The sequence below is a fragment of the Methylobacterium sp. D54C genome, assembly GCF_053345595.1.
This window is the reverse complement of record NZ_JBKFAK010000025.1, coordinates 1-21,676: the sequence shown is the minus strand read 5'-3', so window position 1 is coordinate 21,676 and position 21,676 is coordinate 1. Positions and strand designations below refer to the sequence as shown.

21 protein-coding genes are annotated in these 21,676 nt (G+C 73.1%); 7 read left to right on the top strand and 14 right to left on the bottom strand.

The genetic code is table 11. The annotated features are described in order from the left end of the window. Nucleotides 1-51: 51 nt before the first annotated feature. The 4 genes from ACLBYB_RS27870 to ACLBYB_RS27855 all read right to left on the bottom strand — a co-directional run bounded on the left by ACLBYB_RS27870 (nucleotide 52) and on the right by ACLBYB_RS27855 (nucleotide 3,088). The gene (locus ACLBYB_RS27870) at nucleotides 52-906 is read right to left on the bottom strand and encodes an alpha/beta fold hydrolase (protein WP_447700713.1); all 855 of its coding nucleotides are present in this window, start codon (nucleotides 904-906) and stop codon (nucleotides 52-54) included. 26 nt (nucleotides 907-932) lie between these two features. Next, on the bottom strand, nucleotides 933-1,808 hold the full coding sequence (gene dapD, locus ACLBYB_RS27865; RefSeq protein ID WP_447693171.1) for a 2,3,4,5-tetrahydropyridine-2,6-dicarboxylate N-succinyltransferase: 876 nt from the start codon (nucleotides 1,806-1,808) through the stop codon (nucleotides 933-935). Nucleotides 1,809-1,844: 36 nt separating this feature from the next. Beyond that, a complete protein-coding gene (locus tag ACLBYB_RS27860; protein ID WP_447700712.1) occupies nucleotides 1,845-2,336 on the bottom strand; it encodes a cyclic nucleotide-binding domain-containing protein in 492 nt (163 codons plus the stop codon). A 65-nt stretch (nucleotides 2,337-2,401) separates the two neighbouring features. Continuing rightward, entirely contained in the window at nucleotides 2,402-3,088 is a 687-nt protein-coding gene (locus tag ACLBYB_RS27855; RefSeq protein ID WP_020094282.1) for a response regulator transcription factor, read from the bottom strand. Nucleotides 3,089-3,465: 377 nt separating this feature from the next. Between ACLBYB_RS27855 and ACLBYB_RS27850 the strand changes: the two genes are divergently transcribed. Continuing rightward, nucleotides 3,466-4,023, top strand: a complete 558-nt coding sequence (locus ACLBYB_RS27850; RefSeq protein ID WP_020094281.1) for a L,D-transpeptidase family protein — start codon at nucleotides 3,466-3,468, stop codon at nucleotides 4,021-4,023. A 15-nt stretch (nucleotides 4,024-4,038) separates the two neighbouring features. Here ACLBYB_RS27850 and ACLBYB_RS27845 read toward each other — a convergent pair whose 3' ends face one another. Then, nucleotides 4,039-4,746, bottom strand: coding sequence for a YggS family pyridoxal phosphate-dependent enzyme (locus ACLBYB_RS27845; protein WP_447700739.1), 708 nt, complete (start codon nucleotides 4,744-4,746; stop codon nucleotides 4,039-4,041). A gap of 268 nt (nucleotides 4,747-5,014) precedes the next feature. On the opposite strand from ACLBYB_RS27845, the gene leuS reads away from it, so the two are divergent. After that, a complete protein-coding gene (leuS, locus tag ACLBYB_RS27840) occupies nucleotides 5,015-7,600 on the top strand; it encodes a leucine--tRNA ligase (protein ID WP_447700711.1) in 2,586 nt (861 codons plus the stop codon). A 359-nt stretch (nucleotides 7,601-7,959) separates the two neighbouring features. Here leuS and ACLBYB_RS27835 read toward each other — a convergent pair whose 3' ends face one another. The 3 genes from ACLBYB_RS27835 to ACLBYB_RS27825 are packed head-to-tail and all read right to left on the bottom strand — an operon-like array spanning nucleotide 7,960 to nucleotide 10,482. After that, the gene (locus ACLBYB_RS27835; protein ID WP_447700710.1) at nucleotides 7,960-8,745 is read right to left on the bottom strand and encodes an ABC transporter substrate-binding protein; all 786 of its coding nucleotides are present in this window, start codon (nucleotides 8,743-8,745) and stop codon (nucleotides 7,960-7,962) included. 16 nt (nucleotides 8,746-8,761) lie between these two features. After that, a complete protein-coding gene (locus ACLBYB_RS27830; protein ID WP_447700709.1) occupies nucleotides 8,762-9,532 on the bottom strand; it encodes a TerC family protein in 771 nt (256 codons plus the stop codon). Continuing rightward, nucleotides 9,529-10,482: a lipid kinase gene (locus tag ACLBYB_RS27825; RefSeq protein ID WP_447700708.1), complete on the bottom strand. Its 954-nt coding sequence runs from the start codon at nucleotides 10,480-10,482 to the stop codon at nucleotides 9,529-9,531. Before ACLBYB_RS27825 ends, ACLBYB_RS27830 begins: the two co-directional genes overlap by 4 nt. Nucleotides 10,483-10,697: 215 nt before the next feature. On the opposite strand from ACLBYB_RS27825, the gene ACLBYB_RS27820 reads away from it, so the two are divergent. From ACLBYB_RS27820 to ACLBYB_RS27810, 3 genes are all read left to right on the top strand, one after another. After that, nucleotides 10,698-11,630: a hypothetical protein gene (locus ACLBYB_RS27820; RefSeq protein WP_447700707.1), complete on the top strand. Its 933-nt coding sequence runs from the start codon at nucleotides 10,698-10,700 to the stop codon at nucleotides 11,628-11,630. A gap of 245 nt (nucleotides 11,631-11,875) precedes the next feature. Next, nucleotides 11,876-13,150 (top strand): nuclease, encoded by a 1,275-nt coding sequence (locus ACLBYB_RS27815; RefSeq protein ID WP_447700706.1) that lies wholly within the window; start codon nucleotides 11,876-11,878, stop codon nucleotides 13,148-13,150. 4 nt (nucleotides 13,151-13,154) lie between these two features. Then, entirely contained in the window at nucleotides 13,155-14,195 is a 1,041-nt protein-coding gene (locus ACLBYB_RS27810) for an aldose epimerase family protein (protein ID WP_447700705.1), read from the top strand. A 25-nt stretch (nucleotides 14,196-14,220) separates the two neighbouring features. Here ACLBYB_RS27810 and ACLBYB_RS27805 read toward each other — a convergent pair whose 3' ends face one another. The 6 genes from ACLBYB_RS27805 to ACLBYB_RS27780 form a co-directional block, all read right to left on the bottom strand. Continuing rightward, complete coding sequence (locus ACLBYB_RS27805) at nucleotides 14,221-14,577, bottom strand: hypothetical protein (protein ID WP_447700704.1); 357 nt, start codon at nucleotides 14,575-14,577, stop codon at nucleotides 14,221-14,223. Between the two features lie 24 nt (nucleotides 14,578-14,601). Beyond that, nucleotides 14,602-14,958, bottom strand: coding sequence for a hypothetical protein (locus ACLBYB_RS27800; RefSeq protein WP_447700703.1), 357 nt, complete (start codon nucleotides 14,956-14,958; stop codon nucleotides 14,602-14,604). A 16-nt stretch (nucleotides 14,959-14,974) separates the two neighbouring features. Beyond that, nucleotides 14,975-15,403 (bottom strand): hypothetical protein, encoded by a 429-nt coding sequence (locus ACLBYB_RS27795; protein ID WP_447700702.1) that lies wholly within the window; start codon nucleotides 15,401-15,403, stop codon nucleotides 14,975-14,977. 132 nt (nucleotides 15,404-15,535) lie between these two features. After that, entirely contained in the window at nucleotides 15,536-16,054 is a 519-nt protein-coding gene (locus ACLBYB_RS27790) for an Hsp20/alpha crystallin family protein (RefSeq protein ID WP_447700701.1), read from the bottom strand. Nucleotides 16,055-16,197: 143 nt separating this feature from the next. Then, nucleotides 16,198-16,680: an Hsp20 family protein gene (locus ACLBYB_RS27785; RefSeq protein WP_447700700.1), complete on the bottom strand. Its 483-nt coding sequence runs from the start codon at nucleotides 16,678-16,680 to the stop codon at nucleotides 16,198-16,200. A 488-nt stretch (nucleotides 16,681-17,168) separates the two neighbouring features. Continuing rightward, nucleotides 17,169-19,823, bottom strand: a complete 2,655-nt coding sequence (locus ACLBYB_RS27780) for a DNA translocase FtsK (protein ID WP_447700699.1) — start codon at nucleotides 19,821-19,823, stop codon at nucleotides 17,169-17,171. Between the two features lie 167 nt (nucleotides 19,824-19,990). Here ACLBYB_RS27780 and mtnA point away from each other — a divergent pair, with 167 nt between their 5' ends. Beyond that, the gene (gene mtnA, locus ACLBYB_RS27775; protein WP_447700698.1) at nucleotides 19,991-21,094 is read left to right on the top strand and encodes an S-methyl-5-thioribose-1-phosphate isomerase; all 1,104 of its coding nucleotides are present in this window, start codon (nucleotides 19,991-19,993) and stop codon (nucleotides 21,092-21,094) included. Between the two features lie 245 nt (nucleotides 21,095-21,339). After that, nucleotides 21,340-21,676, top strand: a 337-nt coding sequence (locus tag ACLBYB_RS27770) for an SAM-dependent methyltransferase (RefSeq protein WP_447700697.1), incomplete at its 3' end; no start/stop codon positions are given.

Sequence of the window (21,676 nt, the reverse complement as noted above, 5' to 3'; positions counted from 1 at the left end):
GGCGGCGGCGATCCGGGCCGCTTGTCACACGCGCCGGCCCGCGCACCGCGCTCACGCCGCCCGGATCGCGGCGGCCACGGCGTCCGGATGCTCCTCGTGCGGGCTCAGGGCGCCGGGGATCGCGGCGCCGGTCACGCGGCCGCCGGCGACGAGGGCGTCCATCTCGGCGCCCGAGCGCCGCGGGGCGCCCGCGGGGCGCAGCACCAGGGTCGGCGGCAGGCCGTCGCCGAACAGGGCCAGGAACGCGTCGCGGCTGCCCACCGGGTCGAGGCCGCCGGTGACGAAGGCGGCGGTGCCGAAGCGGCCGTTGCGCTGGCGGGTGATGGCGTGCTTGTCGCGGACCACCGCCGGGGTGACCCGGGCCGCGTCGGCGTAGACGTGGGCGCGCATCATCCGGCCGATGATCGGCGGGCTGATGTTGATCCGGTAGAGCGCCTCGCCGAGGAGCGGGGCCTCCACGGCCCGTCGGATGCGCGGGAACCAGTGCGCCCGCCCCGGCATCGCGGTGGGCAGCGGTCCCCGCCAGGTCGGGGCCACCAGGACCAGCCGCCCGAAGGCCCCCGGGTGGCGCCGCGCCGCCGCCACGAGGTAGCCGGCGGCGTGGCCGGCCGCGACGCCGAGGGCGTAGGGTCCGGGCGCGGCCGCCAGCAGGGCGTCCAGGAAGGCGTGGAAGGTCGCCGGGGCGAGGGGGACCCGCGCCCGCGGCCGGGCGCCGAAGCCCGGCCAGTCGGGGACGAGGCAGCGGTACTCCGTCCCGAGCCGCCCGGCGAGGCCGCGCATCTCGGCCCGCGCCGAGATGGTCGACAGGGCCGGGAGCAGGAGCGCGTCCGGCCCCGTCCCGATCCGGTCGCAGGGGGTCGGCACCGTCCGGCCCGCCACCGTCAGGGTCAGCTCGGACGTCTCCATCGCGCTCCCGCCAGGTCCCGGATGAATCAGGTGCGCAGCAGCTCGTTGATGGCGGTCTTGGACCGCGTGCCGGCATCGACGCGCTTGACGATCACCGCGCAGTAGAGGCCCGGGCCCGGCGTGCCGTCCGGCAGCGCCTTGCCGGGCATCGTGCCCGAGACGACCACCGAGTAGGGCGGCACCCGGCCGTACATGACCTCGCCGGTGGTCCGGTCGACGATCTTGGTGGAGGCGCCGATATAGACGCCCATGGACAGGACGCTGCCCTGGCCGACGATGACGCCCTCCGCCACCTCGGCGCGGGCGCCGATGAAGCAATCGTCCTCGATGATCACCGGGTTCGCCTGCAGCGGCTCCAGAACGCCCGCGATGCCGGCACCGCCCGAGATGTGGCAGTTCTTCCCCACCTGCGCGCAGGAGCCGATCGTCACCCAGGTGTCGACCATCGTGCCCTCGCCGACATGCGCGCCGAGATTGACGAAGCTCGGCATCAGCACGGCGCCGGGGGCGATGTAGGAGCCCCGGCGGACGAAGCAGCCCGGCACGGCGCGCAGGCCCGCGGCGCGGAACTCGGCCTCGCCCCAGCCGGCGAATTTCGACGCGACCTTGTCCCACCAGGGCGCGCCGCCGGGGCCGCCCTCGATCGTCGCCATGTCGTTGAGGCGGAAGGAGAGCAGCACCGCCTTCTTCAGCCACTGGTTCACCACCCAGTCGTGGTTGCCGGACTTCTCGGCGACGCGGGCCTTGCCCGAATCGAGGAGGTCCAGGGCCGCCTCGACCGCCTCGCGCACCGCGCCCCGGGTGGCGGTCGACACGTTGGCGCGGTCTTCCCAGGCGGCTTCGATGGTCTGGGCGAGATCGGAATGGGCGAGATCGGAATGGGGCTTGCCGGCCTGGGACATGGAACGGGTCAGAACTCTTGCGGCGGGAGCCCGTGCTTACAAGCGGGCACCGGAGCTGTCACCTGAGGAGATGCCGTCGATGAGCTCGAGCAGTTCGCGGACCTGATCGAGATCGGTCACCAGCCCGGCGAGGTCGTCCGCCAGGGTGTCGTGGACGGCCCGCGCGGCGGCGGGGAACTCCTCCAGCACGCGGCGCATCAGCATCGGGGTGATCCGCATCACCGCGGCGCTCCCCTCGGCCCGGGCCTCGGTCGGGCGCGTCCCGCGCACGAACAGGGCGAGCTGGCCGATCAGGGCCGAGCGCCCGGCCCGCACCGGCTCGGCCGTCGGAACCCGGGGCTCCAGGCGGATCGTGCCCGCCATCACCACGAAGCCGCCATCGGCCGGGTCGCCGCGGGCGAAGAGCAGGTCGCGGTCCGCGAGGTCGCGCCGCTCGGCCGCGAAGGTCAGCAGGCGCAGGGCGTCCCGGTCGAGGAAGCCGAACAGCGGCGCGGCCGCGAGGATCGCGATATCGTCGTCGAGCCCCAAGAACGCCTCACCACCCTGCGCATACGCGAACCCGCCGGATCGCCTACACGTAAAGCTTCAATTCGTCAGGGCAGCAACTTGTATCCGCCGCCCTCGGTCACGAGGATCGCGGCGGTGGCGGGGTTCGGCTCGATCTTCTGGCGCAGCCGGTAGATATGCGTCTCCAGCGTGTGCGTGGTCACCTGGGCGTTGTAGCCCCAGACCTCGGCCAGCAGGGTGTCGCGGTTCACCACGGCCCGGCCCGCCCGGTAGAGGAAGCGCAGGATCGCGGTCTCCTTCTCGGTGAGCTTCAGCTTGGAGCCGCGCTCGCCGACGAGGAGCTTGGCGCCCGGGCGGAACGTGTACGGGCCGATCTGGAAGACCGCGTCCTCGGAGGCCTCGTGGCTGCGCAGGTGGGCGCGGATCCGGGCCAGCAGGATGCCGAACTTGAACGGCTTGGTGACGTAGTCGTTGGCGCCGGCCTCCAGCCCCTCGACGTGGTCCGCCTCGGAATCCTGGGCGGTCAGCATGATCACCGGGCCGCGGAAGCCGGCGGCGCGCATCCGGCGCACGGCCTCGCGCCCGTCGAGGTCGGGCAGGCCGACATCCATGACGGCGAGGTCGATCCGCTCCGCGGCGACCCGTCGGATCGCGTCGGTGGCGTTGGCCTCGGTGAAGACCGTGAACTCGTCGCAGAGATCGAGCTGCTCGGTCAGGGTATCGCGCAGGACCGCGTCGTCGTCGCAGATCAGCAGGCGGTAGACATTCGGCATCGTCCGGGCCCCAGTGCGTGCTGCGGGAGGGGCGAGGGCCGCCTGCCGGGTGCAGCATGCGATGATGTCAGATCTCGGCAGGATCGCGCGACGACCCTACCCAGGCTTGTGTTTCCGCATCCTTTCGCCGCCGTGACAAGCGCCCCGGCGAACGGGCTGCGGGATCGGGGGCGCGCCGCTCCGGGATCACGGCGGCGGTCCCCGCGGCGCGGCGGGGGGCTGGCGCGCTCCCGAATCCCGGCTCGGCGGCCCGGGTTCAACCGAGAGATAGAGCATCCTTTGTGGCCGGAAGTTGCCTTGTGCGCAATTTTTCACCGGTTCGAAGTACCGATCCCGGGCATAAGGCCCCGGGATCGGACGGATCGGGGAGGACGGAGATGCGGCGGCCGAGCAGGGGACCCATCCGCCTGACCCTGGGGGAGATCCGCGTCCGCGCCCTCGTCGGGGACCGGCGGCGCGGGCAGCTCCTCGTCGGACCGGCGGTGATTCCCTGCGCCCTCGGGGCGGGCGGGATCGTCGGCGACAAGCGCGAGGGCGACGGCGGCTCGCCGCGCGGGCGCTTCCGCCTGCGCGGCGGCGCGTACCGGCCCGACCACCTCGCGGTCCGGCCGCGCACGCTGCTGCCCCTGCGGGCGACCCGCCCCGACGACGGCTGGTGCGACGAGAGCCGGGACCGCCGCTACAACCGGCCGATCCGCCTGCCGGCCCCGGGGGTCAGCGCCGAATCGATGTGGCGGGGCGACGGGCTCTACGACGTGGTGATCGACCTCGACTACAACCGCGCCCCGATCCGGAAGGGGCGGGGCTCGGCGATCTTCCTGCACATCGCCCGGGACGGCTACCGCCCCACGGAGGGCTGCGTCGCCCTGGCCCGGGCCGATCTCCTGCGCCTGCTCGGGCGCCTCGGGCCGCGGACGCACCTGCGGATCGGCTGAGGCCCGGGCCCAGCGTCAGGCCTTCCGAGTCCGGGCCCCGAAGATCGCGGTCCCGACCCGGACATGGGTGGCGCCGAGCTGGATCGCCGCCGGGAAGTCCGCGCTCATGCCCATGGAGAGGATCGGCAGGTTGTGCTCGTGGGCGAGCCGGGCCAGCAGGGCGAAATGGGCCGAGGGCGGGTCGTCCGCGGGCGGGATGCACATCAGGCCCTGGATCGCCAGCCCGTGGGTCTCCCGGCACTCCGAGAGGAGGGTGGCGAGCTGGTCCGGGAGCACGCCACCCTTCTTCGGTTCCGCGCCGGTGTTGACCTGGATGAGCAGCTTCGGGGTCCGGCCGGACCGCTCGATCTCCTTGGCCAGGGCCGCCGCGAGCGACAGCCGGTCGAGGGAGTGGATGACGTCGAACAGGGCGACCGCCTCCCGGGCCTTGTTGGATTGCAGCGGCCCGACGAGGTGCAGCTCCACGTCCGGGAAGCGGTGGCGGAGGGCCGGCCACTTCGCGGTGGATTCCTGGACGTAGTTCTCGCCGAAGACGCGATGGCCGGCCTTCAGCGCCGGCAGGATGCCCTCGGCCGGGACGGTCTTGGAGACCGCCACGAGTTGCACTTCGGCCGGGTCGCGCTCCGAATCCTCGGCCGCGCGGGCGATGGCGGCGCGCACCTCGGCGAGCCCGGCCGCGACATCGGCCTGACCGACGGGGAGCTTGTCGGTCCTCTGTCCCATCCCGTCGGTCGGAGGGGCATTCGTGCCGGTCGTCGCGTCGTCCATGGCGTGCCTGTCCTGTCGCTGCCGGGCGTCGGTCTGCGTGGTATGAGCCTCGGCGCGCGTCGTCGTCGCGCCTGATCCCCGCCGACCTATGCGTTCGCGCGCCCCGCGCAAGCCCGAATCGCGCGCCGCGTTGACCGGCTGCGGCGCAGATATGCTATCGCGGCGCGACCGTGCCGTGGTCATCCTTCGGAATGACCGACGAGCCCCTGACGCAGCCGGATCCATGACCGCCAGCACCGCCCCCCAGCCCGTCGAGCGCTACAACGCCAAGGATGCCGAGCCGCGCTGGCAGGAGGCCTGGGCCGAGAAGCGGCTGTTCGAGACCGACAATGCCGACGGCCGCCCGAAATACTACGTGCTCGAGATGTTCCCCTACCCGTCGGGGCGCATCCACATGGGCCACGTCCGCAACTACGCGATGGGCGACGTGGTCGCCCGCTACAAGCGCGCCCGCGGGTTCAACGTGCTGCACCCGATGGGCTGGGACGCCTTCGGCCTGCCGGCCGAGAACGCCGCCATGGAGCGCAAGGTCAACCCGCGGGACTGGACCTACGCCAACATCGCGTCGATGCGCGACCAGCTGAAGGCCATGGGCCTGTCGCTCGACTGGAGCCGGGAGATCGCGACCTGCGATCCCGACTACTACAAGCACCAGCAGCGCATGTTCCTGGACTTCCTGGCCAAGGGCCTCGTCACCCGCCGCACCGCGAAGGTGAACTGGGACCCGGTGGACCACACGGTGCTGGCCAACGAGCAGGTGATCGACGGCCGCGGCTGGCGCTCCGGCGCGCTGGTGGAGCAGCGCGAGCTGACCCAGTGGTTCTTCAAGATCACCGACTTCGCCGAGGACCTGCTGACCGCGCTGGACGGTCTGGACCGCTGGCCCGAGAAGGTCCGGCTGATGCAGAAGAACTGGATCGGCCGCTCGGAGGGCCTGGAGGTTCTTTTCGCCCTGGCCCGACCGGTGGCCGGCGCGGCCGATCCGGTGCCCGTCTACACGACCCGGCCCGACACCCTGTTCGGCGCCAAGTTCCTGGCGATCGCCGCCGACCATCCCCTGGCCGCCGCGCTGGCCGAGGGACGGCCGGAGCTGCAGACCTTCATCGAGGAGTGCCGCCGCACCGGCACCGCCCAGGCCGCGATCGACACCGCCGAGAAGCACGGCTTCGACACCGGCCTGACCGTCCGCCATCCCTTGGACCCGTCCTGGGAGCTGCCGGTCTACGTGGCGAACTTCGTGCTCATGGAGTACGGCACCGGCGCGGTGTTCGGCTGCCCGGCGCACGATCAGCGCGACCTCGATTTCGCCAACAAGTACGGGCTCGGCAACACGCCCGTGGTCTGCCCGGAAGGGCAGGATCCGGCGACGTTCGTCATCACCGACACCGCCTATGTCGAGGACGGGCGGATGATCAACTCGCGCTTCCTCGACGGGATGCGCACGGACGAGGCCTTCGAGGCCGTGGCCCGGCGCCTCGAAGGGGAGGGGGTCGCCCGGCGCAAGGTCCAGTTCCGCCTGCGCGACTGGGGCGTCTCTCGGCAGCGCTACTGGGGCTGCCCGATCCCGATCATCCACTGCGACAGCTGCGGCCCGGTCCCGGTGCCGGTGGCCGACCTGCCGGTGAAGCTCCCCGAGGAGGTGTCGTTCGATCAGCCCGGCAACCCGCTGGAGCGCGACGCGGCGTGGCGGAACGTGCCCTGCCCGCATTGCGGCGCGCCGGCCCGGCGCGAGACCGACACGATGGACACGTTCGTCGACTCGTCCTGGTACTACGCGCGCTTCACCGCGCCCTGGCTGGCGGACGCGCCCACCGACCGGGCCGTGGTCGACCGCTGGCTGGCGGTGGACCAGTATATCGGCGGCATCGAGCACGCGATCCTGCACCTGCTCTACGCCCGGTTCTTCATGCGGGCGATGCGCGAGACCGGCTGGGCCGGCGTGGCCGAGCCCTTCGCCGGCCTGTTCACGCAGGGCATGGTCGTCCACGAGACCTACAAGGACGCGGCCGGCGCCTGGGTGCCGCCGGCCGAGATCCGCTTCGCCACCGAGGAGGGTGAGCGCCGCGCGTTTCACGTGAAAACTCAGGCGCCGATCGCGATCGGCCCGATCGAGAAGATGTCGAAGTCGAAGAAGAACGTGGTCGACCCCGACGACATCATCGCGAGCTACGGGGCCGACACGGCGCGCTGGTTCATGCTGTCCGACTCGCCGCCCGAGCGCGACGTGATCTGGACCGAGGAGGGCGTGCAGGGCGCTGCCCGGTTCGTCCAGAAGGTCTGGCGGCTGGTGAACGCGGCCGGACAGGCGGCGGGCGACGGCGCCGCGGACCTGACCCTGCGCAAGGCCGCCCACCGGGCGCTCGCCTCCGTGCAGGACGATATCGAGCGCCTGCGCTTCAACCGCTGCGTCGCCCACATCTACACCCTGGCCAACGCCCTGGAGGACGGCCTGCGCGGGCCGGTCTCAGCCGGTGCCGCCCAGGAGGCGGCCGGCATCCTGGTGCAGCTCATCGCCCCGATGATGCCGCACCTCGCCGAGGAGTGCTGGTCCGTCCTCGGCCGCGGCGGCCTCGTCGCCCAGGCGCCCTGGCCCGAGACCGAGGCGGGGCTCCTGGTCGAGGACGAGATCACCCTGCCGGTCCAGATCAACGGCAAGAAGCGCGCGGACGTGACCGTGCCGCGCGACGCCGACGCCCAAGCCGTGGAGGCCGCGACCCTGGCGCTGGAGGCCGTCCAGAAGGTGCTGGAGGGCAAGGCGCCGCGGAAGGTGATCGTGGTGCCGGGGCGGATCGTGAACCTCGTGGTGTGATCCGGCGTCCGGTCGATGGCATCGATCTGACCGTCTTTGCGAGCGCAGCGAAGCGATCCAGCGGCACGACGCCCACCGAGGTCGCGCTACCCTGGGTCACTTCGCTTCGCTCGTGATGACGGAGCGCGTGACGCCGGCCGAGAGACTCTTCGGGACATGGAGAAAACCCCGGATCGTGACGTTCCGCTCGATCCTCTGTCCGTCCGTAGATCCGATCGTGAGGTGCCTGCCCCGGCAGGTCTCGAAGGAGGGATCCAGTCGGCCGCACGAGCCCTGAAAGGGCTCCTTCGAAGCTCCTTCGAGGCTCCTTCCGCTCGCACCTCAGGACGAGGTGTGCGGGTTCGATGGCCGCCGATAACTCATGGCGCCGCCAGCTCCGGATCCTGTCCGCTGGCCTCCAGGCCGCGCCGCACCAGCCCGTCCCGCTTCGCCCGCGCGACGAAATCCGCGAGATACGCGGCGCCGGCCGGATGCCCGACCGGCATTCCCATCGCCTGCGGGATCTCCATGAAGTGCCCCGGCAGCAGCCGCACCTCCGGGTGGGCCGCCGCGTAGGCGGCGAGGGGCTGGTGGACGCCGGCCGCGACGTCGAGCCCGTCCCGGGCGAAGGCCGTGACCGCCTCGGCCGAGGTCGGCGCCCGCACCAGGGTCGCGTGCTGCAGCGCGCGACTCAGGAACAGGTCGTAGGCGCTCCCGCGCCCCACCGAGACGCGCACGCCGTCGCGGTCCACCGCCTCCGGGGAGCGGATCGGCGAGGCGGCCGGCACGAGGTAGCTGCCGGCGATCAGCACGTAGGGCTCCGTGAAGGCGATCCCCTCCGCCCGCTTCGGGTCGATCGCCAGGAAGCAGATGTCCCAGGTCCCGGAGCCCGCCGAGCCCGAGACCGCGCCGGCCCCCGGGAAGGTCACGAATACCACCGGCACGCCGAGCCGGGCCGCCAGCGCCCGCGCGAGGTCGACCGAGACCCCCGCGGGTCCGTCGGCGCCGCCCTGGGCCAGGACCGGGTTGCCGAGGTTGATCGCCGCCCGGAGCGTGCCGGTGGGGGCGAGGTCGTGCAGGACCATCGGATCGGGCGCCATCGGTTTCGTCTCCGCGTGGACGGCGGCGGGGAGGAGCAGGAGGAGGAGGGCCGCACCGAGTCGCATGAGAATCGTTCCGCCCTCAGGCGCGCCGCGTCGGCCCGGTCGACGCAGGGGCGCCGTCCCGGGCGGGACGGCGGCGCCGGCGGGCCAGCATGTTGAGGCCCTCGACGCCGGCCGAGAAGGCCATGGCGGTGTAGATGTAGCCCTTCGGCACGTGCGCGCCGAACCCCTCAGCGATCAGCGTCATGCCGATCATGATCAGGAAGCCGAGGGCCAGCATCACCACGGTGGGGTTCCGGGCGATGAAGGCCGAGAGCGGCTCGGCGGCGACCAGCATCACCACCACGGCGACCACGACCGCCACCATCATCACCGGCACGTGCTCGGTCATGCCGACCGCGGTGATGATCGAGTCGATGGAGAAGACGAGGTCGAGGAGCAGGATCTGGCCGATCGCCGCGCCGAAGCCGATCGTGCCGCCGGTCACGCCCGGGGTCTCGGGCTCCGGATCCACCGTGTGGTGAATCTCCTTGGTCGCCTTCCAGAGCAGGAACAGGCCGCCGCCGATCAGGATCATGTCGCGCCAGGAGAAGTCCTGGCCCAGCACCGAGAAGACCGGCTCGGTCAGGTGCACGATGAACGCCACCGTGCCGAGCAGCCCCAGCCGCAGGATCAGCGCCAGCCCGATCCCGATGCGCCGCGCCCGCGTCTGATGCTCGGGCGGCAGCTTGTTGGTCAGGATCGAGATGAAGATCAGGTTGTCGATGCCGAGCACCACCTCCATCACCACGAGCGTGGCGAGGGCAGCCCAGACGGCGGGCTGACTGGCGAGCTGGAGCAGATCGGTCACGGGCGCGGTGCCTCGCTGGTCGGGAACAGGCGGCTCCCGAGGGCCGTCAGGTCGAAGGGGGCCGGTCCGCGCACCGGTTCGGGCGCCAGGACCTGCAGGATCTTCGGGAAGACCTTGAAATGGGCGGGCGTGCGCGTGGTCAGCTCGCCGTCGGTGTTCACCGGCCGAGGCCTGCGGGTCGAGAGCCGGATCTCCTGGGTGTGGAACGCCCGCACGTCGGCGGCCCGTCCATGCGTGCCCCGCCGCAGGGCGGGCAGCAGCGCGAGGAGCCGCCACCAGTGCTTGATCTCCAGGCTGTAGAAATCGAGCTTGCCGTCATCCACCGCGGCACTCTCCTCCACGGTCATGCCGCCGCCGTAGTGGCGCCCGTTGCCGACCGAGACCTGGATCGTGGTGACCTTCTCCACCACGCCGTCGTGCTCGATCGTCACCGTGAAGGGCCGGACCCGGCGCAAGACCCGGACGGCCGCCACCGCGTAGCCGAGGACGCCCCAGGTCTTCTTCGATTCGGACGTCAACTCGCCCGCGAGCTCCGCCGAGAAGCCGATGCTCGCCACGTTGAAGTAGTAGTGGCCGTTGACCCAGCCGAGATCCACCGGCCGCGCCTGCGCGGTCGGGATGAAGCGGGCCGCCGCCAGGGGGTCGAGCGGCAGGTTGAGGGAGCGTGCGAGGTCGTTCGCCGTGCCGAGCGGCAGGATCGCGAAGGGCAGGCCGCTCGCCACCAGCGCGGGCGCGGCGTAGTTCATGGTGCCGTCGCCGCCGCCCAGGATCACGAGATCGACCGCGCCGGCCCGCTCGCGGATCACGTCGCGGCAATCGGCTTCCGGCGGCGGCTCCTCCGGCTCGATGCCGCCCGCCCGCAGGATCTCCCGCACCTCGTCGAGATCCAGGGCGCCGTTGCGCGCCTTGGCGTTGCAGAGCAGCAGGGCCCGGCGCGGCTGCGTGCTCATCGCGCGCTCCCGGGAAGCGGGCCGGCGGGCGACTCGGTCTCAGGTCGGGCCAAGGGATCCTCGGTGCACGGGGGAGCGGGCAGTCTGGAACGCGGTAGGGAACCTGGGACCGGCCAAAGGCCAAGTCTGTCCCCGACTTGGTACCCAAACGCACGAACGCAACCCCATCATCCCCGCAATTCCGGGCTGGTCGCCGGCGCGGAGTTCGGCAGGATGTGGGCGCGCCCGAGCCCTTCGTGGAACCCCCGACCCACGCGGGCGCGTTCTCCATGATGCCCGCCCCGGCCGCCAGGAAGGCACCGATGTCCGCCACACGTCCCGTCCGTCCCCAGGCCCTCGCCCTCGGCATGCTCCTGCCGTTCGCCCTCGCGGGCGGTGCCGCCGCCCAGAGCGCTTGGGTCGACCCGCCGCCCCGGGCCGCCGCGCAGGCGCAGGGTTCCGCGCAGGGTCCGGGGAAGGAATCGGCGCAGGAGGCAGCGAAGGAATCGACGAAGGACGCGGCGAAAGCGCCGGTGCGCGCCGCCGAGCCGGTCCGGCAGGCCGCCAGACCCGAGCCGGGCGAGGACGCCCTGCCGAAGGCGGCGGCCACGCGGGCGCCGGGACCGAAGCGGGCGGCCGCCCTGGAGCGTCCGCCGGTCCGGGAACACCTGCACCACCCCGCGCGCCACCCGCACCGGCTCGCCGAGACGCCGGCCGCGCCCGCCCCGGTGCCGGGCGCGTCGGCGGAGCGCGTGGCCGCCGCCCGGGCGCTGACGACGAGCTACCTCGCCACCGTCTCCGGCCCGAGCGACACCATGGTCGGGGCCGCGACCCAGTACTACGCGACCCGCGTGCGCTTCTACGGGCGGCCGATCACCACGGCGGCCCTGGTCGCCGAGAAGCGCAGCTTCGTCCAGCGCTGGCCCGAGCGGCGCTACGAGCCGCGGGCGATGCGCGCCGCCTGCGACACCGAGACCTGCACGATCCGCACGATCGTCGATTTCCGCACCGCCAATCCGGGCCGGGGCGCCGTGTCCAGCGGCGAGGCTGAGCTGGTCCTGGAGGTGGGTTTCGCCGGGACGCGGCCCTACATCCTCGGCGAGACCGGTCGCGTCCTGCGGCGGAGCATCCAGGCCGGAACCCTGGCCGCCTCGCCCGGCAAGGCGTAAGAGCCGCGCGTCGCGGTCCGCCACCTCGCGGCGGGCACGGGCTCGCGCGGGGTTTGCGGCGGCCCCTACAAGAACGCCCGCAAGGGCGGCTAGAAGGGCGCCAGCGAGGGAAGCGTGCGGCGGGGCGCGTCGCGGGATCGGTCCTGCGGGTCGGGCGTTCCGTGGGGCGCCCGCGGGCGCCCTTCGTCGGGAGGCGCGATCGAGCCTCCTTCGCGCCGCGCGTCGGTGATGCCGGGATCGGGTGAATGACGTCTTCAACGGTGGTGGAGCAACAGGAGACGGAGCCGGCCCGGCCGGTTCTCGACAGTCCCGGCCGCCTCGCCCTGCGCGAGACGATCCGGGCCGAGATCGCGCGCGCGCGTCCGCGTCCCGTCGCGGTCCGGACCCTGGAGCTCCTGGCCGAGGCCGCCTGCGCCCCGGACGAGTCCGGGACCGGCCTCCGCGTCCTCGACCGCCACGGGGCCGCGCGGCGGCGGGAGGGCACCTCCGAGCCGATGACCTTGGCGGACCTCGTCGCGGAGCTGCGCGCGCGCCATCCCGCCCTGTTCCTGCCGCCGGAGCCCGAGCCCGAACCGGCCCCGGCGACCGCCGAGGAGGCCCGGGACTCGTCCCTGCTGAGCGGCGCCTACGAGATGAAGGCCGCGACCGCCCGCTTCGTCGGGACCCAGTCCGAGCGGGCGCGCTCCCTGGCGGAGCGCTCCTCCGAGCAGGGCCGCGTGCTGGCGCAGACCGCCGCCGGCCGGTTCGCCAGCCTGCGGACGAACCTGCGCGGACGCTTCGCCCGCCCGCCCGTCGACGCGGAGGCCGGGCCGGCCGCGGGCGCGGATCCGGCGGCGGCGTGGAACAGCGGTCCCGGACGGTTCGGCGAGACGCTGCGCGACGGCCTCGGCCACGTGCGCGACCGCCTCAGCCTCGGCGGGGGCGGGATCGATGACGGCGCGCGCCGGCAGCGCCGGCTGCTCCTCGGCGCCGTCGCCGGCACCCTGGTGGCGGTGCTCGCCGCGGGGCTCGTGCTGGACCGCTCCGCGCCGGAATCCGGGCGCCCCGCCGCCCCGACCGCTTCCCGCACGGATTCCCGCGCGGAAGCCCCGAGCGGCGCCGCGCCGAACGCGCGGCCCGCAGGTCCCCCGGCCTCGGCCCCCGACACGGTGACGCCGCCCCCCGAGACAGGCGGCGATCCCGAGCCCGACGCGCCGCTGCCGCCGAACGCCGTGACCGGACAGGCCCAGGTGATCGATACCGCGACCCTCAAGGTCGGCGGCAAGGTCGTGCACCTGTTCGGCGTCGAGTGGGTGCGGGGCGGCCAGGCGGAGGAGCTGGCCCGGTACATCGGCAACCGGTCGGTGACCTGCCAGCCCGCCCCCGGCAGCGCGAACATGAACTGCCTCGTGGACGGGCGCGATCTCTCCGAGGTGGTGCTGTTCAACGGCGGCGGCCGCGCCGCCCCGGAGGCGAGCCCCGAACTGGTCGCGGCCGAGGACCACGCCCGGAGCGAGCGGCTCGGCGTCTGGAAGCGCTAGCCGGATGCCGGCCGAACCGTTCGGCACGACGGCGGACGGCCGAACGGTCGGCCGCCACACCCTGAGCCGGGGCAGCCTGCGCGTCGCCGTCATCGAGTACGGCGCGGCCGTCACGGCGATCGAGGTGCCCGACCGCGCCGGCCGTCCGGCCAACGTCGTGCTCGGCCTCGACACCCTGGCGGGCTACGAGACCGTGAGCCCGAGCTTCGGCGCGATCGTCGGGCGCTACGCGAACCGCATCGCGGGCGGGCGCTTCAGCCTCGACGGGCACGACTACCGGCTGCCGGTGAACGAGCCCCCCAACACCCTCCACGGTGGCCCGGAGAATTTCGGCCGGCGCCTGTGGCGGGCGGAACTCAGCGACGCGACGCGCCTCGTCCTGAGCCGCCGCTCGCCGGACAGGGAGGAGGGGTTTCCGGGCACTCTCGACGTCCGCGTCACCTACAGCCTGCCCGCGGAGGGCGTGCTGCGCGTGGACTACGCCGCGGTGACCGACCGGCCCACGGTCCTGAACCTCACGAACCACAGCTACTTCAACCTCGCCGGCGAGGGGGCGGGCAGCGTCCTCGGCCACGTCGTGCAGGTCGAGGCGGACGCCTTCGCGCCGACCGACGCGACCCAGATCCCCACCGGCGCGCTGCTGCCGGTCGCCGGGACGCCGTTCGATTTCCGCGCGCCGCAGGCCCTGGAGGCGCGGATCCGCGCCGGGGACCCGCAGCTCACCTACGCCAAGGGCTACGACCACACCTTCGCGCTGCGCGGGGCCGCCGGGACGCTGCGGCCGGCCGCCACCTGCGTCGATCCCGGCAGCGGGCGGCGGCTCGACGTCTGGACCACGCAGCCGGCGCTGCAGCTCTACAGCGGCAACACCCTCGACGGGCGCCTGATCGGCCCGTCCGGGCGGATCTACCGGTCGGGCGACGGCGTCTGCTTCGAGACGCAGGGCTTTCCGGACGCGCCGAACCAGCCCGGCTTCCCCTCCGCGGTCCTGCGGCCGGGCGAGACCTTCGCGGCCGCCACGGAGTTCCGGTTCTCGGTCGTGTGATGGTCGTGTGACGGCCGCGGCGCGCTCAGGCCGCCGCGCGATCGAGCGCCCGGGGCGCCGGGATCGCGGCGGCCGGGGCGGCGGGATCGGGACGCCGCGCCTCGCCGAGCGCCAGGAGGGCGGCCTTCACGGCGTCGAGCCGCGACGGCTCGCCCTCGGCCATGCCCTCGGCGGCGGCGACCTCCTTCAGGTACTCGTCCCAGGCCCAGCGCCGCAGGATCTCCCGCTTGCAGCTCGGGAGCAGCCGGGGATGATCGCGCAACGCGGCCGGGGTGTCGAACACCGCGGCCGGGTTGACCAGGACGCGCTCCATGTCGGGCAGGCGCGCGGCCGCCGGGCCGGGCGGGATGGCGTTTCGGATTCCGATCGTCCCATCTTGCATGGTTGCCTCCCTGGACGGGCGCGCTCAGCCGCCGAAGAGGCCGAGGCGCGCCGCCGATTGGACGGCGAAGCTCGCCGCGAAGGACAGCAGGGCCGCGTCCCACGCGGTCAGGTGCCGGGCGTTGGCCGGCGGCCCGGCCCGCGTGATCGCCCGGCCGAGCCACGCGAAGCCCGACAGGCTCAGCAGGGCCGCCAGCACCCAGGGCAGGGCGGGCGCCGGGCAGGGCGCCGCCAGGGCGAGGCACAGGGCGAGGCACAGGGCCACGGACAGGAACCAGCGGCCGAGCACCGTGCTGTCGGTGGTCCGCGCCGGCCCTCGGCGCCGGCCGCGCCGCGACCGGGGCAGGAGCCCGTGCCCACCCCGCAGGTCGAAGGTTGCCATCACGCGGCTCCCCGGCTCAGTTCAGCAGGGGCTCCGGTCCGGCCGGACCGCGCTCCCAGCGCCGGAAGTGCGCCGCGGGGACGGGGGGCTCGGGCGGCGGGGCTGCGGGCGGTACCGAACCCTCATCGAGCGCCTGGAGCGCTTCCAGGATCGCGCTCAGCGGCACGGGCTCGGCCCGGCAGCCCGGCAGGCAGCGCAGCGTCGGGCAGGACTCGACCGCGCGGGCGTCGGAGGCCCAGGAGGCCAGGATCGCCCGCTTCTCGGCCCGCGACAGGCCGGGATAGCGCAGCACCTCCCGGGGATGCCGGAAGACGTCGCCCGGCGCCACGAAGGCCTCGAACGGCTCGACCGCCTGCGGCCTCAGGCTGGCGGCCGCCACCGGACCGACGCGCCCGATCTCGGGACGGAACGCGGGATGGACGGGGTTGAGATCGATCGGCTGCATGCGACCCTCCTCATCGTGAGCAAAGGCTGGGGTGGCCGGCACGCCCGATCGGGCCGCGCCGGCCGTCGCGTCATGCGTTCGGGTCCGTGACCGCGCAGGCGGTCACCCCCCAGGGTCGGCCCCGGGCCCGGCTCAGTGCTTGGCGGCCGGCGCGCCGGTGCCGTTGATGGCGATGCGCCGGCGGCGCTCCGGCGCCTCGGCCGCGCGCGGCAGCGTCACCGTGAGGACGCCGTTGCGGAACGTCGCCTCGGCCCTGTCCTCGTCGACCGGCACGGGGAGGGCGATCGACCGCTCGAAGCGGCCGTAGCTGCGCTCGGAATAGCCGCGGCCCGTGTCGGTGGACTCCGCGCGCTTCTCGCCCTTCAGGGTCAGGACGCCGTCCGCGATGAGCAGCTCGACGTCCTTCTCGTCGAGCCCGGGAAGCTCGGCGGAGACGCGCAGCGCACCGTCCGCCTCCGCCAGCTCGATATGGGGCCAGCCGAAGCCGCGGCCCGCGAGGCTCGGCACGCCGCCGAACCCGCCGAACACGTCGTCGAACAGGCGGTTCATCTCCCGGTGCAGCGTCAGGAAGGGGCTGGCCGGCTCCTGCGACAGGGCGGTCGGCGCCGGGGCGGGGGTGCGGTTCCAGGGAATCAGATCTCTCACGCTCATGGTCCTCGCTCCATCGAATGCGGTGCAGTCGTGGGAACGGGCCCGCGGGTCCGCGGACCCGTGAGGGATGTCATCCGTGTCGACAAGTGTGCCCGGGCGCGCCGCCCGGGACACCGGATCAGATCGTCCGATCAGGCTGCCATTCAGGCTGCCTTGGCCTCGCGGGCGATCTGCGCCGGGGCGTTGTCCTGGCCGGACGCGGCCGTCGTGCCGCCGATGGCGATGCGGCGGGGCTTCAGCGCCTCCGGCACCTCGCGCTTCAGCGCGACGGTGAGCAGGCCGTTCTCCATCGACGCGCCCACGACCTTCACGTGCTCGGCCAGATTGAACGTCTGGCGGAACGTGCGGGCCGCGATGCCGCGGTAGAGATAGTGCTTCTCACCCTCCTGGGCGGCCTTCTGACCCGAGACGAGGAGCGTGGTGTCCTGCTGGGTCAGCTCGATCTCGTCGGGCGTGAAGCCCGCGACCGCCATGGTGATGCGGTACTGGTCCTCGGCCACCTTCTCGATGTTGTAGGGCGGCCAGGCGGCCGACGGCTCGACGCGGTCGGCCTGGTTGATCAGCTCGAACAGGCGGTCGAACCCGATGGACGACCGGAACAGGGGCGAAACGTCGTACGTCCTCATAACCACATCCTCCGACGAGCAACGTGACTACAAGCAGCGCCGGACACCGTGCCCGGCGCCCTCAGAGCGAGCCCGTTTCCAGGCCTCGCACGCGCGTAACGTGCGGGCGAAGGGCCGGTTCCGCGCCGCGCGAAATTTTTCGGGTTGGGCGGGGGCTGGCCGAATACGGTGATCCGATCCGCATTGCCTCTCCCGCTGAGCTGCCGGCTGCACGCGCTCGCGGCCTCGGTTGGTCCATCCGTCAGGATGAGAGCGCGGGTTCCCTCTCCCGTGCGGGAGAGGGACAGGGTGAGGAAAGCTAATGTTCAGAAGACGGCGCGCCCCGTCCGCGCGTCAAACGCGTGCCCTGTCCGGAGACTTCCCATCCCTCACCCCAACACTCTCCCATACGGGAAAGGGGGCGCGTCGCGCTCCGCCGCAGGCCGCACCGCGAACACGTGTCGGCCGCACGGGGGAGGGGATGCCGCGAGCGCGGCAGGCCGGCGCTCTCAGCCGACCGCCTCCTCGACCAGGATCTCGCGCTTGCCGGCGTGGTTGGCCGGGCCGACGATGCCCTCGATCTCCATCCGCTCCATGATGGAGGCGGCGCGGTTGTAGCCGATCTGCAGCCGGCGCTGGATGTAGCTCGTCGACGCCTTCTGGTCGCGCAGCACGACCTGCACGGCCTGATCGTAGAGGTCGCCGCCGGCCTCGCCGAAGGAGCCCTGGTCGAACACGGCGCCGTCGAGTTCGAGTTCCGCGGCGCCGGCCTTGCCCTTGCCGCCGCCCTTCTCGGTCGCGCCCTCCTCGTCGTCGGCGGTGACGGCGTCGAGGTAGCTGGGGCGGCCCTGGCGCTTGAGGTGGGCGACCACGCTCTCGACCTCGCTGTCCGAGCAGAACGGCCCGTGCACCCGCGTCGTGCGCCCGCCCCCGGCCATGAACAGCATGTCGCCCTGGCCCAGAAGCTGCTCGGCGCCCATCTCGCCCAGGATCGTGCGGCTGTCGATCTTGCTCGTCACCTGGAAGCTGATCCGGGTCGGGAAGTTCGCCTTGATCGTCCCGGTGATCACGTCCACCGACGGCCGCTGCGTCGCCATGATCAGGTGGATGCCCGCCGCGCGCGCCATCTGCGCCAGGCGCTGGATCGCCCCCTCGATGTCCTTGCCGGCCACCATCATCAGGTCGGCCATCTCGTCGACCACGATCACGATGTACGGCAGAGGCGCCAGGTCCATCGCCTCGTCCTCGTACACCGCCTCGCCGGTGTGGCGGTCGAAGCCGGTCTGCACGGTCCGGGTCAGCACCTCGCCGCGCGCCGCCGCCTCGGCGACCCGGGCGTTGTAGCCGTCGATGTTGCGCACCGCGATCTTGGCCATCTTCTTGTAGCGCTCCTCCATCTCGCGCACGGCCCACTTGAGGGCGATGACCGCCTTCTTGGGGTCGGTGACGACCGGGGAGAGCAGGTGCGGGATGCCGTCGTAGACCGACAGCTCCAGCATCTTCGGGTCGACCATGATCAGGCGGCACTCCTCCGGCTTCAGCCGGTAGAGCAGCGACAGGATCATGGTGTTGATCGCCACCGACTTGCCCGAGCCGGTCGTGCCGGCGACCAGGAGGTGCGGCATGCGCGCGAGGTCGGCGATGATCGGCTCGCCGCCGATGTTCTTGCCCAGGCAGAGCGCCAGCTTGTGCTTGCTCTCGGCGAAGTCCGTCGAGGCCAGGAGCTCGCGCAGGTAGACCGTCTCGCGCTTGGCGTTCGGCAGCTCGATGCCGATGGCGTTCCGGCCGGGGACGACCGCGACGCGGGCCGAGACCGCCGACATCGACCGGGCGATGTCGTCGGCGAGCGCGATCACGCGGCTGGACTTGGTGCCGGGCGCGGGCTCGAGCTCGTAGAGGGTGACAACCGGGCCCGGCCGCACCGCCAGGATGTCGCCGCGCACGCCGAAATCGCCGAGGGTCGCCTCCAGCAGCGTGGCGTTCTGCTCCAGCGCGTCCGCCGAGATCAGGCTCGCCTGGGACGGGCCGCGGGGGGCCGCCAGCAGGTCGAGGGCGGGCAGGGCGTAATCCTCGGGACGGACGAGCGGCGCGGGCGCGCGCCGTGCCGGCACGGGCGCTGCGGGCGGCGGCGCCACCCGGGACGCGGTCGGCTCCGCCCGCGGCGGGACCGGGCGCTGCGGCGCCTCGAAAGCCTCCGGATCGTCCTCCGCATCGTCCCGCGCCCCCGCGGCGCGGCGGGCCGGCGCCGCGGGGGCGTCCTCGGACGTGTCGAAGACGGGCTCGCGCCGGCTCGCGCCGGCCTGCCGGCCTTCGGGCAGGTGCTCGGCCCAGGGGAGATCGGCGTCCGTGAAGGCGCGGCGGGCCGCGAGGGCGGGCGACGCGCCGTCGATCGGCTCGGCCCGGCCGGCGCGCCACGCGGCGATCCGGTCGGCCGCGGCGCCGCGCAGGCCCATCAGGCCCTGCGCCAGGGCGCCGACACCCACGAGGCCGAGGCTCGGCTCGTCGGAATCCTCGCGCTCGTCGCGGCCGGAATCCCGGCCCCGCGCCGGCGCGCGCCGGACGGGGTAGGGATCGTCGTGCAGGCTGTCCTCCTCGACGGCGCCGAACCGGCAGGCGCCGGTCAGGCTGAGGATCGCCACGGCGGCGTAGCCGAAGCCGACGAGGTGGGCCGCCGCCGACGAGACCGCGCCGACGATCACCCGCGCCATCGACAGCAGGCCGTCGCCGGCCACGCCGCCGAGGCCGGTGGGCAGGGGCCAGCGGGTCGTCGGCGGGAGCGCGCTCGCCACCGCGCTCGCGGCGCAGAAGCCGATGATCCAGAGGGCGATGCGCAGCCCGCCCTCGGGCAGGTTGCGCTCCCGCATCAGCCGGATGCCCCAGAGCACCGGCGGAAGCACGAAGGCCAGGGAACCCAGGCCCAGGATCTGCATGGCGAGGTCGGCCACGACGGCGCCCGGCTGGCCGAGGACGTTGTGGGCGGCGTGGTCGGTGGCGTGGTTGAGGCTCGGGTCGTCGATCGACCACGTGGCCAGGGCCACGGTCAGCGCGACCGCGCCGGTGAACAGCACGAAGCCGCCGAGCTCCGTCAGGCGCTTGCCCAGGAAGGGGCGAACGCTGTCGACGAAAGTCTCGTAGGGCGATGCGGGACGGCGAAGCGAGCGCATGCGGGACCGGACGCAGGACGGGGACTTACCCCCGAGGCTAGGCACGACCCCCTTAACGACCTGCTAAGGTTGAGGAAGGCTCACCGGCGCCCGGCCGCGCATCCCCAGGCTGCCGCCGTCCGCGCCCACGGGTGCAAAATCCGCCCCGCTGTGGCACAGGAGCGGCCATGAACATCGACGGCCAGCCCTACCGCACGATCTTCCCGGACCCGGACGGCCTCAGCGTCCAGGTGATCGACCAGACCCGCCTGCCCTTCGCGTTCGAGCTGAAGCGCCTCGCCACGCTGGAGGACGCCGCGGTGGCGATCCGCACGATGATCGTGCGGGGCGCGCCGCTGATCGGCGTCACGGCCGCCTACGGGCTGGCGCTCGCCATGCGCGCCGACGCGTCCCACGACGGGATCGACCGGGCGGTGGCGACCCTCGCGGCGACGCGGCCGACCGCGATCAACCTGCGCTGGGCACTGGACCGGGTCTCCACCAACCTGCGCCAGGTCGCGCCGGACGAGCGCTTCGCCCGCGCCTTCGCGGAGGCCGGCCGCATCGCCGAGGAGGACGTGGCGAGCTGCCGCTCGATCGGCGCCCACGGCGGCCAGATCATCGCCGACCTCCACGCGGCAAGGGGCGGCGACCGGCCGGTCACGGTCCTGACCCACTGCAATGCCGGCTGGCTGGCGACGGTGGACTGGGGCACGGCGCTCGCGCCGATCTACGCCGCCCACGAGCGGGGCGTGCCGGTCCACGTCCTGGTCGACGAGACCCGGCCGCGCAGCCAGGGCGCCGCGCTCACAGCCTTCGAGCTGAACGGCCACGGCGTGCCGCACACGGTCATCGCCGACAATGCCGGCGGCCACCTCATGCAGCACGGCGGCGTCGATCTCTGCATCGTCGGCTCGGACCGGACCACGGCGAGCGGCGACGTCTGCAACAAGATCGGCACCTACCTGAAGGCGCTGGCAGCCCACGACAACGGCGTGCCGTTCTACGCCGCCCTGCCGTTCTCGACCATCGACTGGACCCTCGACGACGGGGTGAAGGAGATCCCGATCGAGGAGCGCGACGGGCGCGAGGTCACCCACATGACCGGCCGGCTGCCCGACGGCGGCTTCGCCACGATCGAGGTCGTCTCCCCCGGCAGCCCGGTGGCCAACCCCGCCTTCGACGTGACGCCGTCGCGCCTCGTGACCGGGATCATCACCGAGCGCGGCATCTGCGAGGCCAGCGCCGAGGGCCTGTACGGGCTCTACCCGGAGCGCCGCCGGGCGGCGTGAGGGCGGCGTGAGGGCGGATTCTCCCGCGGCCGCGGCCGCCCGGCGCAGTATCCGGGTCTTCCCGAACGCGGTGTGACCGAAAAGGCAGCCTCGGGGGCAATTCGCGCCCCGTATCCGCGCAGCCGCTTTCGCGGCTCGACGGTGTTCGGCAGAACGGATGCCGGAGCGTCGTGGGGAAGAACAAATCTCGACGGCGGATGGACTGATCATCCCAGTCCGATCTCGACACCTTCGAGGTGGCCGCGATGGCGAAATTTCATTTCGTCGAGGATTACGAGGCGTACGTCCGCCAACTGATGCGCGACTTGCCCCTGGACGAGGCGATGAGCGTGGCGGTGGGCGGCGACTACGACCGCATCGGCGCGATCGAGTGCGAGATCCTCCAGCATTTCGGGCTCCGGGACGGCCAGTCGGTGGTCGATTTCGGGTGCGGCTCCGGGCGCCTGGCGGTGCATCTCGCCCGCACCGCGAGCGTCGCGTATCTGGGCCTCGACGTCGTCCAGGACCTGCTGGACTACGCGAAGCGCCGCTGTCCCAGGGACTACCGCTTCGCCCGGAACACGGCGCTGTCGCTGCCGGTCG